Source organism: Nocardioides sp. Arc9.136 (assembly GCF_030506255.1).
Lineage (GTDB): Bacteria > Actinomycetota > Actinomycetes > Propionibacteriales > Nocardioidaceae > Nocardioides.
In genome coordinates this window covers 2,058,294-2,072,071 of the sequence record NZ_CP113431.1, presented here as the reverse complement: position 1 = coordinate 2,072,071, position 13,778 = coordinate 2,058,294, and the positions used below count along the sequence as shown (strand labels likewise).

Sequence of the window (13,778 nt, the reverse complement as noted above, 5' to 3'; positions counted from 1 at the left end):
CCACGAGAAGCACCACCAGAAAGGCATCGAAGTGGCAGGACGCATCCAGGACCGGGTCGCGGTCGTCACCGGCGGCTGCTCGGGCATCGGCCTGGCGACCGTGCAGCGGTTCGTCGAGGAGGGCGCCAAGGTCGTCATCGGCGACATCGACGACGAGCGCGGGCACACGGTCGTCGGCCAGCTCGGCGGCACCGACCACGCGACGTACGTCCACGTCGACGTGACCGACAAGGAGCAGGTCGACGCGCTGTTCCGGACGGCCAAGGAGACCTACGGGTCGGTCGACATCGCGTTCAACAACGCCGGCATCAGCCCGCCGGAGGACGACTCGATCCTCGACACCGACCTCGAGGCCTGGCGCCGGGTGCAGGAGGTCAACCTCACCAGCGTCTACCTGTGCTGCAAGGCGGCGCTGCCCTACATGCTCGAGCAGGGCCGGGGGTCGATCATCAACACCGCGTCGTTCGTCGCGGTCATGGGCGCCGCCACCTCGCAGATCTCCTACTCCGCCTCCAAGGGCGGCGTGCTGTCGATGACGCGCGAGCTCGGGGTGCAGTTCGCCCGGCGCGGGGTGCGGGTCAACGCGCTGTGCCCGGGACCGGTCAACACCCCGCTGCTGCAGGACCTCTTCGCCAGCGACCCCGAGCGGGCCGCCCGGCGGCTGGTCCACGTGCCGATGGGGCGCTTCGGCGAGCCGGAGGAGATGGCCGCGGCGGTCCTCTTCCTGGCCTCCGACGACTCCTCGTTCATGACCGCCAACACCTTCCTGGTCGACGGCGGCATCTCCGGCGCCTACGTCACTCCGCTGTGACGACCGCGCCGCTGATCGGGCTCACGACCTACCGTGAGCAGGCCGCCTGGGGCGTGTGGGACCAGCGGGCCGACGTGCTGCCCACGCAGTACGCCGAGGCCGTCGAGGCGACCGGGGGTGTGCCGGTCCTGCTGCCGCCGGTCGGCCAGGTCGGCGCCGCCGACGTGGTCGTCGGCCGCCTCGACGGGCTGGTCGTCAGCGGCGGGGCCGACGTCGACCCGTCGCGGTACGGCGCGGAGCCGCACCCGCGCACGGCCGGCTGGCGCACCGACCGCGACGCGTGGGAGCTCGCGCTCCTCGACGCCGCGGCGGCCGCCGGGCTCCCGGTGCTCGGGGTCTGCCGCGGCATGCAGCTGATGGCGGCCCACGCCGGTGGCTCGCTGGACCAGCACACCCCCGACCTCGTCGGCCACGAGGAGCACTCCCCCGGCGCCGACGCGTTCGGCCGCACGTCGGTCCGCACCGTGCCGGGGACCCTGGTCGCCGGGCTGGTCGGCGAACGGCTCGACGTCTCCTGCCACCACCACCAGTCGGTGGCGACCCACCCGGGCTGGGTCGCCGCGGCCCGCGCCGAGGACGGCACGCTGGAGGCCATGGAGGTCCCCGGCGACCGGTTCTGCGTGGCGGTCCAGTGGCACCCCGAGACGGCCGCCGACGTCGGCCTGCTCGCCGGGCTCGTGCGCGCGGCCGCGTCGTACGCCGCGGGGCGGGCGGGCGGCGCATGAGCGACCTGCTGTCCGCCTGGGCGGTGGACCGGGACTCGCCCCTGCGGCCCGACGTCGTCGCGCTGCTCGAGCAGCACCTGCAGGACATGCGCGTGGAGTCCCCGCCCGAGAGCGTCCACGCGCTCGACCCGGCGGCGCTCGACGTACCCGGCACGGCCTTCTGGACCGCCCGGACCGGTGACGGCACGCTGCTCGGCTGCGCCGCGCTCAAGGGCTTGTCGCCCGGCCACGCGGAGCTGAAGTCGATGCGGACCGCCGCGGCGGCGCGCGGTCGTGGCGTCGGCTCCGGCCTGCTCGACCACGTGCTGGCCCACGCGGCGGCCTCGGGCCACCGTCGGGTCAGCCTCGAGACCGGGACGCAGCCGTTCTTCCTGCCCGCCCGGAGCCTCTACCTCTCCCGCGGCTTCGTCGATTGCGGTCCCTTCGACGACTACGTCCTCGACCCGTGGAGCGTCTTCATGACCCGGGCCGTCGACGACGGATGACGAGGTGGGACCGCACGCGCGGGCGCCGGCTCAGAACGGCTCCCCGTCGAAGCGCTCGCGCACGGCGAGCTCCTCGACCGGCACCCGCCTGAGCCGGGTCAGCTGCTTGACCGGACGCCCCAGCGGCACCACGGCGGCCAGTGCGTACGTCTCCGGGACGCCGAGCAGCTCCTTGACCGCCGGCTCCTCGGCCGTCGCCATGGTGGTGATGGTGCCGCCGTACCCCTCGGCGCGGGCGGCGAGCAGCACGTTCCACACCAGCGGGTAGACCGAGGCCCCGCCGACGATGCCGACGCGGTCGAGGTCCTGGTCCATCGCGGCGACCACCGCGAGGTCGACGAGGACGACCAGCACGACCGGTGCACGCAGCACCGGCTCGGTGAACGCCCCCGGCACCCGTGTCGCCGCGATCTCCTCCGCGGAGGGACCGGGCGGGTGCACGGGGTTCCACGGGCTCTCCCCCGCCTTCTGCTGCGCGACGTACCGGCGCACGGCCGGCTCGTTGAGCTCGGCGAGCCGCTCGCGCGTCGCCCGGTCCCGGACGACGACGACGCGCGTGCCCTGGCGGTTGCCGCCGCTGGGTGCGAAGCGGGCCGCGTCCAGGACCCGGTGCAGCACCTCGTCGGGCAGCGGGTCGTCGGTGAACTCCCGGACCGCCGCCGTCGTCCGCATCACGTCGTAGAGATCCACGGGGCCACCGTTGCACGGACGGCAAAGGGGGCACCCGATGATGGTGCCCGTGACGCGACCCGTGACGCGACCCGTGACGCGACCCGTGACGCGACCCGTGACGCGACCCGTGTGGCCCGTGCGGCCCGGCCCGGTCCAGCAGGTCCAGCTCAGCGCCCACCGCTGCCTCACCCGCGCGGCGGTCGAGCGCGCGCTGGCCCTGGACGTCGACTTCGTGGAGTTCGACGTCGAGCGCTGCGGGGACGGGACGCTCGTGGTGTTCCACGACTCCGTCGTCGAGGTCGAGGGCGAGGAGGTCGAGCTGGCCTCGATGACGGTCGACGAGCTCCGCTCGGTCGTGCCGGACCTCCTGCTGTACGACGAGGTCCTCGACGCGCTCGCGGGCAACCGGCGCGCCCACCTCGACCTCAAGTTCGTCGGCAACTGTGCCGAGGCCACCGCCCGCGCCGTGGAACGCCTGGGGGCCGAGAACCTCGTCGTCACCACGCTCGACGACGACGCCGTCCGCGAGGTCCGCGACTGGGCGGAGGCCCAGGGCATCGACTTGCTGGTCGGGCTGTCCCTGGGACGCAAGGTGACCGGCTTCCCGGTCTGGCGCCAGCTCCGCGTCCGGGCGTCCGAGGTCTGGCCGCACCTGCGCTACCGCCAGTCGCGAGCGAACGTCGTCGTCGCCCACCACTGGCTCGCCCGCGCCGGCCTGGCCGGGTTCGCCCGCCGTCGGGGCATGCCGCTGCTGGTGTGGACCATCGACACCCCGCGGTCCCTGGAGCACTGGCTGCGCCCGGGCCGCGCGTGGCTCGTGACCACCAACCGCCCGGAGGAGGCGCTCGGGGTCCGCGAGCGCGTCGGGTCGCGTCGGCGTCCCGCGGGCCGGGCCTAGGAGCTGGGCCCAGGAGCCGGGTCGGGCGCGGCGCTGGACCGGCCGTCCGACGGGCCGCTGCTCCGCTAGGGTCCGGCGACATGAACCCCGTGACCGGACTCTCCCTAGGCCGCATCGCCATCGGCGCCGCCTCCCTCTACGACCCGACCATGGCCGCCAAGCAGCTGATGCTGGACCCGGCGACCAACCCGCAGGTGCCGTACCTGACCCGCCTGTTCGGCACCCGCGAGATCGCGATCGGGGTGGCCACCCTGCTGGCCAGCGGTCCCGCCCGGCGCAACCTGGTGCTGCTCGGGGTGCTCGTCGACGCCGCCGACGCGGCGACCGGCTACCTCGCGACCAAGGACGGCTCGGCCCCGGTCAAGGCCGGCCAGGCCATGACGGCGGTCGCCTCGGGCGCCGTCGTCGCCGGTCTCCTCGGCCTGCGGACCCGGAAGCCCGCGGCCGTCTGAGCACCCGCTCCGCGCCGACCGCGCCGACCCTGCGACGACCCCGGCCCCGAGCGGCCGGGGTCGTCCGCGTCCGGTCGGCGGCCGGTCGGCGTCAGGCCAGTCCGCTCAGACCGCGAACGAGACCAGCGCGACGACGCCCACGACGATGATCAGGGTGCGCAGCACGAGCGGGGGCAGCCGCCGGCCGACGGTCGCGCCGATCTGCCCGCCGATGACCGACCCGACACCGATCAGCGCCACGATCCGCCAGTCGACGTCGGCGACGATGATGAACAGCAGCCCGGCTACGCCGTTCACCGAGGCGGCGAGGATGTTCTTCACCGCGTTGATGCGCTGCAGGGACTCCTCGATGCCGATGCCGAGCATCCCCATCAGGATCACGCCCTGGGCGGCGCCGAAGTACCCGCCGTACACGCCGGCGAGCGCGGTCCCCGGCCAGGTCCACCAGGGGTCGGGACGGGTGCCCGCGACCGGTCGTGCCTCGCGCCGACGCGCGACGGCCCTCGAGATCCGCGGCTGGACGGCCACGAGCACGACGCCGAGCCCGATCAGCACCGGGACGATCGTCTCGAACGCCCCCTCGGGCAGGACGAGCAGCAGCACGGCGCCGACCAGCCCGCCGAGCACCGAGGCGGAGGCCAGCCGCAGGACGCGGGCCCGCTGACCGGCGAGCTCGCGGCGGTAGCCGATCGCCCCGGAGACCGAGCCCGGCACCAGCCCGATGTTGTTGGAGACGTTCGCGGTGACCGGCGGGACGCCGAACGCGAGCAGGGTCGGGAACGTGATCAGCGTCCCCGACCCGACGACGGTGTTGATGGCGCCAGCAGCGACCCCGGCCAGCAGGATCGCCGTCGACTCCAGCAGCACCTAGGAGACCGGCGGCGCCGTCGGGGGCGCCGGGGGCTCGGGCTGCGTCTCGGGCTGCGGGTCGGTGGGCGTGGCCGGAGGTACGTCGACGGGGTCGATCGAGGGGTCGCTCGTGGTGGCGCGGGACCGCGGCTCCGCGGCGGACGCGGCCTCGCGGATCGCGGCCTGGACCGCCTCGTTGGCCTCGCTCAGCTCGTCGTCGCCACGGTTCGCGCCCTTGGGCAGCTGCGGCTCAGCCGGACCCATGTCGACGCGGGTGCGCGGCCCCTCGACCTCCTGCGGGATCCCCTGGAGCTGGCTCATCGTGGAGCCGAGCCCCTTGAGCGCCTCGTTGAACTCGCTCGGGACGATCCAGACCTTGTTGGCGTCGCCCTCGGCGATCTTCGGCATCATCTGGAGGTACTGGTAGGCCAGCAGCGACTGGTCCGGGCGGCCGTCGTGGATCGCCTGGAAGACCGTCTGGATGGCCTGGCCCTCACCCTGGGCCCGCAGGATCGCGGCCTCCCGGTCGGCCTGGGCGCGCAGGATCTGCGACTCGCGCTGTCCCTCGGCCTGGAGGATCGCGGACTGCTTCTGGCCCTCCGCGGTGAGGATCGCGGACTGGCGCTGCCCCTCGGCGGTGAGGATCGCCGCGCGCTTGTCGCGGTCGGCGCGCATCTGCTTCTCCATCGTGTCCTTGATGGAGGGCGGCGGGTCGATGCTCTTGATCTCCACCCGGCCGACGCGGATGCCCCACTTGCCGGTGGCCTCGTCGAGCACGCCCCTCAGCCCGGAGTTGATCGTCTCGCGGCTGGTGAGCGTCTGCTCGAGGTCCATGCCACCGACGATGTTGCGCAGCGTCGTCATCGTGATCTGCTCGACGGCCTGGATGTAGTTGGCGATCTCGTAGGTCGCCGCGACCGGGTCGATGACCTGGAAGTAGATGACCGTGTCGATCTCGACGGTCAGGTTGTCCTCGGTGATCACCGACGAGGGCGGGAAGCTCACGACCTGCTCGCGCAGGTCGATCAGGTAGCGCACCTTGTCGATGAACGGGACGACGATGTTGAGGCCGGCGGGCAGCGTCTGCTTGTACTTGCCGAACCGCTCGACGATCCCGGCGCGGGCCTGCGGCACGATCCGCACGGTCTTGGCCAGCAGCGTGATCACGAAGACCAGCAGCAGCGCCAGGAGGATCAGGATGACTGGCATGGAGCTCCTCAGCTCTCGAGACGGTGGACGGGGTGGACGTACGCGGTCGCGCCGCGGATCTCGAGCACCTCGACCGCCTCGCCGGCGGCGATGGTCAGCGTGTCGTCGTACGGCAGCGCGGACCAGTCCTCCTCGGCGACGCGGACCCGGCCCGCGGCCAGCCCGCTGATCTCCTGCAGGACGACGCCCTGCTGGCCGACCAGGCGGCTGTGGCCGAGCCTGAGCTCCGGTCCGCTGTGGAGGCGCTTGACGATCGAGGGGCGCACCAGCGCGAGCATCGCGACCGACGTCGCCGCGGCGACGAGGATCTGGACGACGACCGGGGCGGCGAGCAGGCCGGCCACCATGCCGGCGATCGCGCCGACGGCCAGCATGAGCAGGATGAGGTCGAGGCTGAACAGCTCGGCGACACCCAGCGTGAAGCCGAGGCCGAGCCACACGGCCCAGGCGTTGTCTCCCAGCCAGTCCATGGCACCGACCCTAGCGGTAGGCCTTTGCCGTCGGGCGGTAGGTCTTTGCCGTCGGCGCGGAGCCGCTCAGTGCGCGTGGGTACGACGCCGGGCGGCCCAGCGGTCGTCCTCCCGGGTGAGGACCAGCGGCATCCCGAAGGTCGCGGCGAGGTTCTCCTCGGTCAGCACCTGGTCGATGAGCCCGGCCGCGACCACGGCGCCCTCCCGCAGCAGCAGGGCGTGCCCGAAGCCGGGCGGGATCTCCTCGACGTGATGGGAGACCAGGACGGTGGCCGGGGAGTCGGGGTCCATCGCCAGCACGCTGAGGGTGGAGACGAGGTCCTCGCGGCCGCCGAGGTCGAGGCCGGCCGCCGGCTCGTCGAGCAGCAGCAGCTCGGGATCGGTCATCAGGGCGCGCGCGATCTGCACCCGCTTGCGCTCGCCCTCGCTGAGGGTCCCGAACGTGCGGTCGGCGAGGTGGTCCACCCGCACCTCGGCGAGCAGCTCGCGGGCGCGCTCGTGGTCGAGCTCGTCGTAGTCCTCGCGCCAGCGCCCGACCACGCCGTACGACGCGGACACGACGACGTCGTGCACCTTCTCGCCGCGCGGGACCCGCTCGGCGAGGGCGGCGCTGGTCAGGCCGATCCGCGGACGGAGCTCGAACACGTCGACGGTCCCGAGCACCTCCTCGAGGATGCCGGCGACCCCGGAGGTCGGGTGCAGCAGGGCGGCGGCGACCTGCAGCAGGGTGGTCTTGCCCGCGCCGTTCGGGCCGAGGACCACCCAGCGCTCGTCCTCCTCGACCGTCCAGGAGACGCTGTCGAGCAGGGTCGCCCCGCCGCGTCGGACCGTCACGTCGGCGAACTCGAGGACTGCGGCCATGGCGGCCACCCTAGCGAGTGGCCCGTCCGGCGCGGGGGCCGCCGTCGTACAGTCTCGGGCCGTGCACGACGACACCTCCGAGACGCTCCCGGCCGCCGCCCGGCTCGCCTGGTGGGGCACCGCCTGGCTGCGCGGCCAGGTGGTCACCGACCTGCTCGTGGACGCGGTCATCGGCGCCGACGCGACGCACACGGTGGCCGACCCCTTCCAGGGCACCGACACCCTGGTCGGCGGGCTGGCCCGGCTGCGCGCCGAGGGCGCGACGTCCTTCGGCGCGGCGTTCCCGGCCGAGGGCGACCCGGTGGGGCTCGGCGGCCCGGCGACGTTCAACGCCGCCGCGCTCGAGGAGGGCTCGGCGGTGGTCGTGGCCGGCGCCGACCTCGGGCTGGTCCCGCAGCGGACCGGCGCGGCCGTGGCGTGGGTGCTGCACCCGGCCGCCCGCCGCCAGCTGCCCGACGTCGGGGAGGCCGACCGGGCGCTGCGCTCGGCGCTGGTCGAGTCCGCGACCCTGCTGGCCGACCTCGACGTCGCACGGTGGAACCCCGAGGTGGCCGACCGGCTGATGAACCTGCGCCACCGACCGGCGCTGACCGCTCCGGACGGCGTGCCGCCCCGGTGCGTCGACCTCGCGGCGCGGGCCCTGCAGGCGCTCGCGATCACCGAGGTCGCGCTCGAGGACGACGGCGGCGCGGTCACGGCGTACGAGATGACCGCGCGCCGAGAGGCACTGGTCCCGCTGGACCGCGCCGGCCGGCGGGCGCTCGTCTCCGCGTGCTCCCCCGAGGTGTGGCCGCCCGCCTGAACGCTCACGACCCCGACCAGACGCCGAGCTCGGTGCCGCCGGGGTCGGTGAAGTGGAAGCGGCGGCCCCCGGGGAAGGCGTACGGCGGCACGGTGACCGTCCCTCCCGCGGCCTGCACGGCGGCGACCGTCGCGTCCAGGTCCCGCGAGTGGAGCAGCACCAGCGGGCGCCCCTCGGGCGAGCCGCTGCCCGTCGCGTCGAGCCCACCGACCTCGCCACGGCCGGAGGGCGCGAGGATGCCGGCGTACGACGGCCCGTACCGCTGGAACCGCCAGCCGAACGCGTCGGCGTAGAACCGCTCCGCCACCGCCAGGTCGTCCACGGCCACCTCGACGTAGTCGATCCCGTGGTGGGGGTGCGGCCGACCGCCCCCGGCCGCCACACCGTCGGTCCACACCTCCACGAGCTCGGTGAGCAGGCCGGCGGGGTCGACGGTGCCGAACGACGCCACGTGGTACGTCGCGGTGCCGTCGTCCACCCGGGCCCGGAGCGCGGCGGCCGGGCCGGCGCCGACCACCTGCTCGCGCTGGAAGGTCCACGGGCCGGGGTAGTCGCGGTTGAACGCGACGTAACCCTCCCGGTCGAGGACCTCTCCGGTGTGGAGCAGCCGAGCCACCAGCCCCGGGGAGAGCAGGTCGGTGAGGTCGGCCCAGTCGCGGGCGGCGACGGCGTCGGAGTAGCGGGTCATCGTGGTCACGGCGTCCATCGGCCCACCATGGACGCGAGCGCCGACAGTGCGGTCGGCAGCGATAGCCTCACCCGCGATGGACAGCACCCCGGAGACCTTGCTCATCACGCTGACCGGCAAGGACCGGCCGGGCGTGACCTCAGCGATCTTCTCGACCCTGGCCCGCACCGGGGTGGAGGTCGTCGACGTCGAGCAGATCGTGCTCCGCCGCCGGCTGATCCTCGGCGTGCTCGTGACCGTGCCCCGCAGCTGGGAGCGGCTGCGCGACGCGGTGACCGCGACCGCCGAGGAGCTCGGGATGAGCGTCGAGGTCGAGCGCGGCACCGGCGACAACCGAGCCCGTGCCGGCGGGCGGGCGCACGTCACCGTCCTCGGCACCCCCCTGCGCGCCACCGACATGGCGGTGGTGGCCGGCCGGATCGCCGACAGCGGCGCGAACATCGACCGCATCGAGCGGATGGCCCGCTACCCCGTCACCGCCATCGAGCTGCACGTCTCGGGCGCCTCGCCGGAGGCGCTGCGCACCGTGCTCGCCACCGAGGCCTCCGAGCGCGGCATCGACATCGCCGTCCAGCCCGCCAACCTCCTGCGCCGCGGCATGCGCCTGATCGTCATGGACGTCGACTCCACGCTCGTCCAGGGCGAGGTCATCGAGATGCTCGCCGCCCACGCCGGCTGCGAGGCCGAGGTCGCCGCGGTCACCGAGCGGGCGATGCGCGGGGAGGTCGACTTCGAGGAGTCGCTGCGCGCCCGCGTCGCGCTGCTCGAGGGCGTGCCCGCCACCGCCCTGGACTCGGTCTACGAGAACCTCCAGCTCGCCCCCGGCGCCCGCACGATGGTCCGCACCCTCAAGCGGCTCGGCTACCGCTTCGCGATCGTCTCGGGCGGGTTCTCCCAGGTCACCGACCGGCTCGCCGCCGACCTCGGCATCCACTACGCGCGCGCCAACGAGCTCGAGGTCGTCGACGGCCACCTCACCGGCCGCGTCGTCGGCGAGGTGGTGGATCGGGCCGGGAAGGCCCGGGCGCTCCGCGAGTTCGCCGCCGACATCGGCGTGCCCCTCGACGCCGTCATCGCCATCGGCGACGGCGCCAACGACCTCGACATGCTCAACGCCGCCGGCCTCGGCATCGCCTACAACGCCAAGCCGCTCGTCCGCGACGCCGCCGACACCGCCGTCAACGTGCCCTACCTCGACGCGATCCTCTACCTCCTCGGCATCTCCCGCGAGGAGATCGAGGACGCCGATGCCGCTGCCGGCATCGTCACGCCTGCGCCGCCGGTGTAGGGGGTGGTGCAACATCCCAGGTTTACTTGGGTTGTTGATGCTTCCCTGCCTTTGCAACAGCCGCGGAGCGTGAGGATCGGCCGCGAGGTACGGCGGTCTCAGGCGGCAGCCGGGTAGAGCGCGCGGTGGATCTTCGCGGCCAGCCGGACGGGGTCCCGCAAGTCGGCCCAGGTGATCCGGATGCACCGCCAACCGGTGATCCGCCGTACGTCGTCCTCTCGCTGCTTCTCGCGCACGACGGCGTCGCTCGCACGCTCGCCCGGTCTCAGGTGCTCCTCGTACTTGGCCCGGCCGTCGAACTCCAGCCACACCCCGAGCTCCGGCCACGCGAAGTCCAGGCGGGCGATGACTCGACCGTTCGAGTCCTTGACCTCGTACTGGGACACCGGCCGGGGCAACCGCTGCTGGTAGATGGCCCAGAACGTCCGCGTCTCCCCCACCGACTCGATGCGCGGGTCGACGAGACGGAGGAGGATCTCCGCGGCACTCATCCCCGGCCAGGTCTGCACGGCGACGTACTGGTCCCGCAGCTCGGCGACGGTCACCAGCCCCCGGTGCACGAGGTCGTTCATGACCACGAGGCTGGCCTCGGAGTGCCCGAGTGCAACCGTCTCGAGCGCCAGCCGAGCCGGTGTCATGACGGGGACGCCGTTGACGACGGTCAGGTCGCCAGGGTCGACGCGGCCGACGTGCTGCTGCACCCCAGGCGCGCGGCGCCCGCGGATGCCGTCGGTCCGCGTCACGTGGACGTCGTCGAGCGAGAAGCCCCACGTCGGCGCGTCCCACTCCGGCAACCCCGACACGTGTGACAGCGCGACCGGCGCCTTCGCCTGGCCCAGCACCGCACGACAGCGCAGCCCGTGGCGTCCGACCTCGTCGAGGCGGTGCCAGACCGCGGGTGTCACGAACGCGCCGTCCCGGATCCGGACGAGTGCGCCGGAGCGCACCAGGCGACCGATCGCCTGGTCGTTGAAGCCGTCGGCCAGGAGCTGTCGCCGCAGGATGACCGGTCCGTTGCGCGGGTCTCCCGGAGCACGGAGCGAGGGGGGTCGTTGCATGGCGCAGACCTGCCCGCTCCGTACCGAGCGCCCGCAACGGACAGCGCGACCTGTGGAGCAACGTTCACCACGCGGCGCATGTTGACACTTCGCGGCGTTTGCAACGGCAGGGAGGCGTCAACATCCCAAGTTCACTTGGGATGTTGTTGCTCCCCTGCCAACGTTCCCGCTACGCCCGCCCGACGAAGAACGCGACGACCGAGGCGGAGGCGTCGGCGAGGTCCTCCCAGTCGCCGTCGTAGGACAGGACCGTGGTGGCGGCGGTGGGGTAGCCCAGGGCGAGCTGGTTGCCGGCGTCGACGTCGCCCTCACCGTCGTCGAGCAGCTGCGCCAGCGAGGCGATCGTGGGGTTGTGGCCGATCACGACCAGCGTGCGGACGTCGTCGGGCACCGAGCGGACCAGGTCCAGGGCGCTCTCGGGGCCGGCGGCGTACAGGCTCTCGTCGAGGTCCGGCTCGAGGTCCCAGCCGGCGGCGTCGGCGATGTCGTCCCAGGTCTGGATGGTGCGGACGGCGGCCGAGACCAGCGCGTGGTCCGGCACGATGCCGCGCTCGGCGAGCCAGGCGCCGACGACGGCGGCGTCGGCGTGCCCGCTCTCGGCGAGACGCCGCTCGAAGTCCGTCGGGCCGTCGGCCTCCGCCTTCGCGTGCCGCACGACCACCAGGGTCCGGTTGTCCTCGTCCTCGCTCACCGGGTCAGTCTCCCAGGCTCAGGCGCCCATCGCGTGGAAGCCCCCGTCGACGTGGACGATCTCACCCGTCGTCGCGGGGAAGAAGTCAGAGAGCAGCGCGCACACCGCGCGGGCGGTGGGCTCCTGGTCGGTGTTGTCCCAGCCGAGCGGCGCGCGGGTGCCCCACATGTCCTCGAGGTCGGAGAAGCCGGGGATCGCCTTCGCCGCGAGCGTGCGCAGCGGCCCGGCGGAGACCAGGTTGCAGCGGATGCCCTCGGGGCCGAGGTCGCGGGCGAGGTAGCGCGAGGTCGACTCCAGGCCGGCCTTGGCCACGCCCATCCAGTCGTACGCCGGCCACGCGACGGTCGCGTCGAAGGTCAGCCCGACCACCGATCCCCCGGCACCCATCAGCGGCCGGCAGGCCAGCGCCAGCGACTTCAGGGAGTACGCCGACACCTGGACGGCCTGCGCGACGTCCTCCCACGGGCCGTCGAGGAACCGGCCGCCCAGCAGCGTCTCGGGGTTGCCGTACGCGATGGAGTGGACGACCCCGTCGAGGCCGTCGACGTGTTCGCGGACCAGGTCGGGCAGCCGCTCGAGGTGCTCGGCGTCGGTCACGTCCAGCTCGAGCACCGGCGGCTCCACGGGGAGCCGCTTGGCGATCCGCCGGGTGATGCCGAGCGCCCGGCCGAAGTTGGAGATGAGCACGGTCGCGCCCTGCTCCTGGGCGACCTTGGCGGTCGCGAAGCCGATCGAGCTGTCCATCGTCACGCCCGCGACGAGGATGCGCTTGCCCTCGAGGATCCCTGCCATGTCAGTGCCCCATCCCGAGGCCGCCGTCGACGGGGATCACGGCCCCGGTGACGTACCCCGCATCGTCGGAGGCCAGCCAGGTCACCGCGGAGGCGACCTCGGCCGGCACGGCGTAGCGCCCGAGCGGCACCTGCGCCTTGATCGTGTCGCGCTGCTCGTCGGTGAGCACCCCGGTCATGTCGGTCTCGACGAAGCCGGGTGCGACGACGTTGGTGGTGATCGAGCGCGAGCCCAGCTCGCGGGCCAGGGACCGCGCCATGCCGACCAGGCCGGCCTTGGAGGCGGCGTAGTTGACCTGGCCGGCGGAGCCGAGCATGCCGACCACCGAGGAGATCAGGATGATCCGACCGCGCCGCAGCCGCAGCATGCCCTTGGCCGCCCGCTTCGCGAGCCGGTAGGACCCGGTGAGGTTCGTGTCGATGACCGTGGACCAGTCGTCCTCGCTCATCCGCAGCAGCAGGGTGTCCTGCGTGATGCCGGCGTTGGCGACGAGCACCTCGACCGGGCCGTGGGCCGCCTCGACCTCGGCGAACGCCGCGTCGACGGCGGCCGGGTCCGTGACGTCGCAGCGGACGTCGAGCGCGCCCTCGGGTGCGCCGCCGCTGCGCGTGGTCACGGCGACGCGGTCGCCCTGGGCCAGGAACGCCTCGGCGATCGCGCGGCCGATGCCGCGGTTGCCGCCGGTGACGAGCACGGAGCGGCCGGTCGGGGACCCGCTGGCGGGGTCTGTCTCACTCACGTCGAAGGACGCTAGTGATTACCCCGGGGTACGCCTAAAAGGGTCTCTGCCGGCAGCTCGCGGACGAGCCGTGGCTCAGTCGTCCTCGAGTCGGAAGCCGACCTTGATGCCGACCTGGAAGTGCTCGACCGTCCCGTCCTTGACCTGGCCGCGGACCTGGGTGACCTCGAACCAGTCGAGGTGGCGCAGCGTGCGGGCCGCCCGCTCCACCCCGTTGCGGATGGCCTCGTCGATACCGTCGGGCGAGGTGCCGACGATCTCGGTGACGCGGTACGTGCGGTTCGTCAT

At 73.5% G+C, this 13,778-nt stretch carries 18 protein-coding genes; 7 read left to right on the top strand and 11 right to left on the bottom strand.

The genetic code is table 11. From position 1 onward, the window contains the following. Nucleotides 1–31 precede the first annotated feature (31 nt). The 3 genes from OSR43_RS10110 to OSR43_RS10100 are packed head-to-tail and all read left to right on the top strand — an operon-like array spanning nucleotide 32 to nucleotide 2,021. Nucleotides 32–811, top strand: coding sequence for a 3-oxoacyl-ACP reductase (locus tag OSR43_RS10110; RefSeq protein ID WP_302271317.1), 780 nt, complete (start codon nucleotides 32–34; stop codon nucleotides 809–811). Next, nucleotides 808–1,536, top strand: coding sequence for a gamma-glutamyl-gamma-aminobutyrate hydrolase family protein (locus tag OSR43_RS10105; RefSeq protein ID WP_302271314.1), 729 nt, complete (start codon nucleotides 808–810; stop codon nucleotides 1,534–1,536). The genes OSR43_RS10110 and OSR43_RS10105 overlap by 4 nt, the downstream gene beginning before the upstream one ends. Then, nucleotides 1,533–2,021, top strand: a complete 489-nt coding sequence (locus OSR43_RS10100) for a GNAT family N-acetyltransferase (RefSeq protein ID WP_302271313.1) — start codon at nucleotides 1,533–1,535, stop codon at nucleotides 2,019–2,021. Before OSR43_RS10105 ends, OSR43_RS10100 begins: the two co-directional genes overlap by 4 nt. 30 nt (nucleotides 2,022–2,051) lie before the next feature. On the opposite strand, the gene OSR43_RS10095 is transcribed toward OSR43_RS10100, so the two are convergent. Then, nucleotides 2,052–2,711 (bottom strand): nitroreductase family protein, encoded by a 660-nt coding sequence (locus tag OSR43_RS10095; protein WP_302271311.1) that lies wholly within the window; start codon nucleotides 2,709–2,711, stop codon nucleotides 2,052–2,054. A 97-nt stretch (nucleotides 2,712–2,808) separates the two neighbouring features. Here OSR43_RS10095 and OSR43_RS10090 point away from each other — a divergent pair, with 97 nt between their 5' ends. Further along, complete coding sequence (locus OSR43_RS10090; protein ID WP_302271310.1) at nucleotides 2,809–3,591, top strand: glycerophosphodiester phosphodiesterase; 783 nt, start codon at nucleotides 2,809–2,811, stop codon at nucleotides 3,589–3,591. Between the two features lie 80 nt (nucleotides 3,592–3,671). Beyond that, the gene (locus OSR43_RS10085; protein WP_302271308.1) at nucleotides 3,672–4,043 is read left to right on the top strand and encodes a hypothetical protein; all 372 of its coding nucleotides are present in this window, start codon (nucleotides 3,672–3,674) and stop codon (nucleotides 4,041–4,043) included. A gap of 105 nt (nucleotides 4,044–4,148) precedes the next feature. Here OSR43_RS10085 and OSR43_RS10080 read toward each other — a convergent pair whose 3' ends face one another. The 4 genes from OSR43_RS10080 to OSR43_RS10065 form a co-directional block, all read right to left on the bottom strand. Continuing rightward, nucleotides 4,149–4,910: a sulfite exporter TauE/SafE family protein gene (locus OSR43_RS10080; RefSeq protein WP_302271307.1), complete on the bottom strand. Its 762-nt coding sequence runs from the start codon at nucleotides 4,908–4,910 to the stop codon at nucleotides 4,149–4,151. Next, nucleotides 4,911–6,101, bottom strand: coding sequence for an SPFH domain-containing protein (locus OSR43_RS10075; RefSeq protein WP_302271306.1), 1,191 nt, complete (start codon nucleotides 6,099–6,101; stop codon nucleotides 4,911–4,913). It abuts the gene before it with no gap. An 8-nt stretch (nucleotides 6,102–6,109) separates the two neighbouring features. After that, nucleotides 6,110–6,571 (bottom strand): NfeD family protein, encoded by a 462-nt coding sequence (locus OSR43_RS10070; RefSeq protein WP_302271305.1) that lies wholly within the window; start codon nucleotides 6,569–6,571, stop codon nucleotides 6,110–6,112. Between the two features lie 66 nt (nucleotides 6,572–6,637). Beyond that, nucleotides 6,638–7,432, bottom strand: coding sequence for an ABC transporter ATP-binding protein (locus tag OSR43_RS10065; RefSeq protein ID WP_302271304.1), 795 nt, complete (start codon nucleotides 7,430–7,432; stop codon nucleotides 6,638–6,640). 61 nt (nucleotides 7,433–7,493) lie between these two features. Between OSR43_RS10065 and OSR43_RS10060 the strand changes: the two genes are divergently transcribed. Then, nucleotides 7,494–8,234 (top strand): hypothetical protein, encoded by a 741-nt coding sequence (locus OSR43_RS10060; protein ID WP_302271303.1) that lies wholly within the window; start codon nucleotides 7,494–7,496, stop codon nucleotides 8,232–8,234. A gap of 4 nt (nucleotides 8,235–8,238) precedes the next feature. Here the strand turns inward: OSR43_RS10060 and OSR43_RS10055 are convergent, their stop codons facing one another. Next, a complete protein-coding gene (locus OSR43_RS10055; RefSeq protein WP_302271302.1) occupies nucleotides 8,239–8,940 on the bottom strand; it encodes a VOC family protein in 702 nt (233 codons plus the stop codon). 58 nt (nucleotides 8,941–8,998) lie between these two features. Here OSR43_RS10055 and serB point away from each other — a divergent pair, with 58 nt between their 5' ends. Continuing rightward, nucleotides 8,999–10,210, top strand: a complete 1,212-nt coding sequence (gene serB, locus OSR43_RS10050; RefSeq protein ID WP_302271300.1) for a phosphoserine phosphatase SerB — start codon at nucleotides 8,999–9,001, stop codon at nucleotides 10,208–10,210. Between the two features lie 98 nt (nucleotides 10,211–10,308). Here serB and OSR43_RS10045 read toward each other — a convergent pair whose 3' ends face one another. From OSR43_RS10045 to OSR43_RS10025, 5 genes are all read right to left on the bottom strand, one after another. Beyond that, the gene (locus OSR43_RS10045) at nucleotides 10,309–11,268 is read right to left on the bottom strand and encodes a hypothetical protein (protein WP_302271299.1); all 960 of its coding nucleotides are present in this window, start codon (nucleotides 11,266–11,268) and stop codon (nucleotides 10,309–10,311) included. A 169-nt stretch (nucleotides 11,269–11,437) separates the two neighbouring features. After that, entirely contained in the window at nucleotides 11,438–11,959 is a 522-nt protein-coding gene (locus tag OSR43_RS10040; RefSeq protein WP_302271298.1) for a histidine phosphatase family protein, read from the bottom strand. Between the two features lie 18 nt (nucleotides 11,960–11,977). Beyond that, nucleotides 11,978–12,751 (bottom strand): enoyl-ACP reductase FabI, encoded by a 774-nt coding sequence (gene fabI / locus OSR43_RS10035; protein WP_302271297.1) that lies wholly within the window; start codon nucleotides 12,749–12,751, stop codon nucleotides 11,978–11,980. A gap of 1 nt (nucleotide 12,752) precedes the next feature. Beyond that, nucleotides 12,753–13,490: a beta-ketoacyl-ACP reductase gene (locus OSR43_RS10030; RefSeq protein ID WP_302271294.1), complete on the bottom strand. Its 738-nt coding sequence runs from the start codon at nucleotides 13,488–13,490 to the stop codon at nucleotides 12,753–12,755. A 75-nt stretch (nucleotides 13,491–13,565) separates the two neighbouring features. Further along, nucleotides 13,566–13,778 carry a dodecin gene (locus OSR43_RS10025; protein WP_154611692.1) on the bottom strand — a complete coding sequence of 71 codons (213 nt, stop codon included), beginning with the start codon at nucleotides 13,776–13,778 and terminating at the stop codon, nucleotides 13,566–13,568.

Bases quoted from the DNA above. Each gene is read 5' to 3' on its own strand.
- OSR43_RS10100 (WP_302271313.1), top strand. From the start codon at position 1,533: ATGAGCGACCTGCTGTCCGCCTGGGCGGTGGACCGGGACTCGCCCCTG.
- OSR43_RS10085 (WP_302271308.1), top strand. From the start codon at position 3,672: ATGAACCCCGTGACCGGACTCTCCCTAGGCCGCATCGCCATCGGCGCC.
- OSR43_RS10075 (WP_302271306.1), bottom strand. From the start codon at position 6,101: ATGCCAGTCATCCTGATCCTCCTGGCGCTGCTGCTGGTCTTCGTGATC.
- OSR43_RS10070 (WP_302271305.1), bottom strand. From the start codon at position 6,571: ATGGACTGGCTGGGAGACAACGCCTGGGCCGTGTGGCTCGGCCTCGGC.
- OSR43_RS10065 (WP_302271304.1), bottom strand. From the start codon at position 7,432: ATGGCCGCAGTCCTCGAGTTCGCCGACGTGACGGTCCGACGCGGCGGG.
- OSR43_RS10055 (WP_302271302.1), bottom strand. From the start codon at position 8,940: ATGGACGCCGTGACCACGATGACCCGCTACTCCGACGCCGTCGCCGCC.
- serB (WP_302271300.1), top strand. From the start codon at position 8,999: ATGGACAGCACCCCGGAGACCTTGCTCATCACGCTGACCGGCAAGGAC.
- OSR43_RS10045 (WP_302271299.1), bottom strand. From the start codon at position 11,268: ATGCAACGACCCCCCTCGCTCCGTGCTCCGGGAGACCCGCGCAACGGA.
- fabI (WP_302271297.1), bottom strand. From the start codon at position 12,751: ATGGCAGGGATCCTCGAGGGCAAGCGCATCCTCGTCGCGGGCGTGACG.
- OSR43_RS10025 (WP_154611692.1), bottom strand. From the start codon at position 13,778: ATGACGAACCGCACGTACCGCGTCACCGAGATCGTCGGCACCTCGCCC.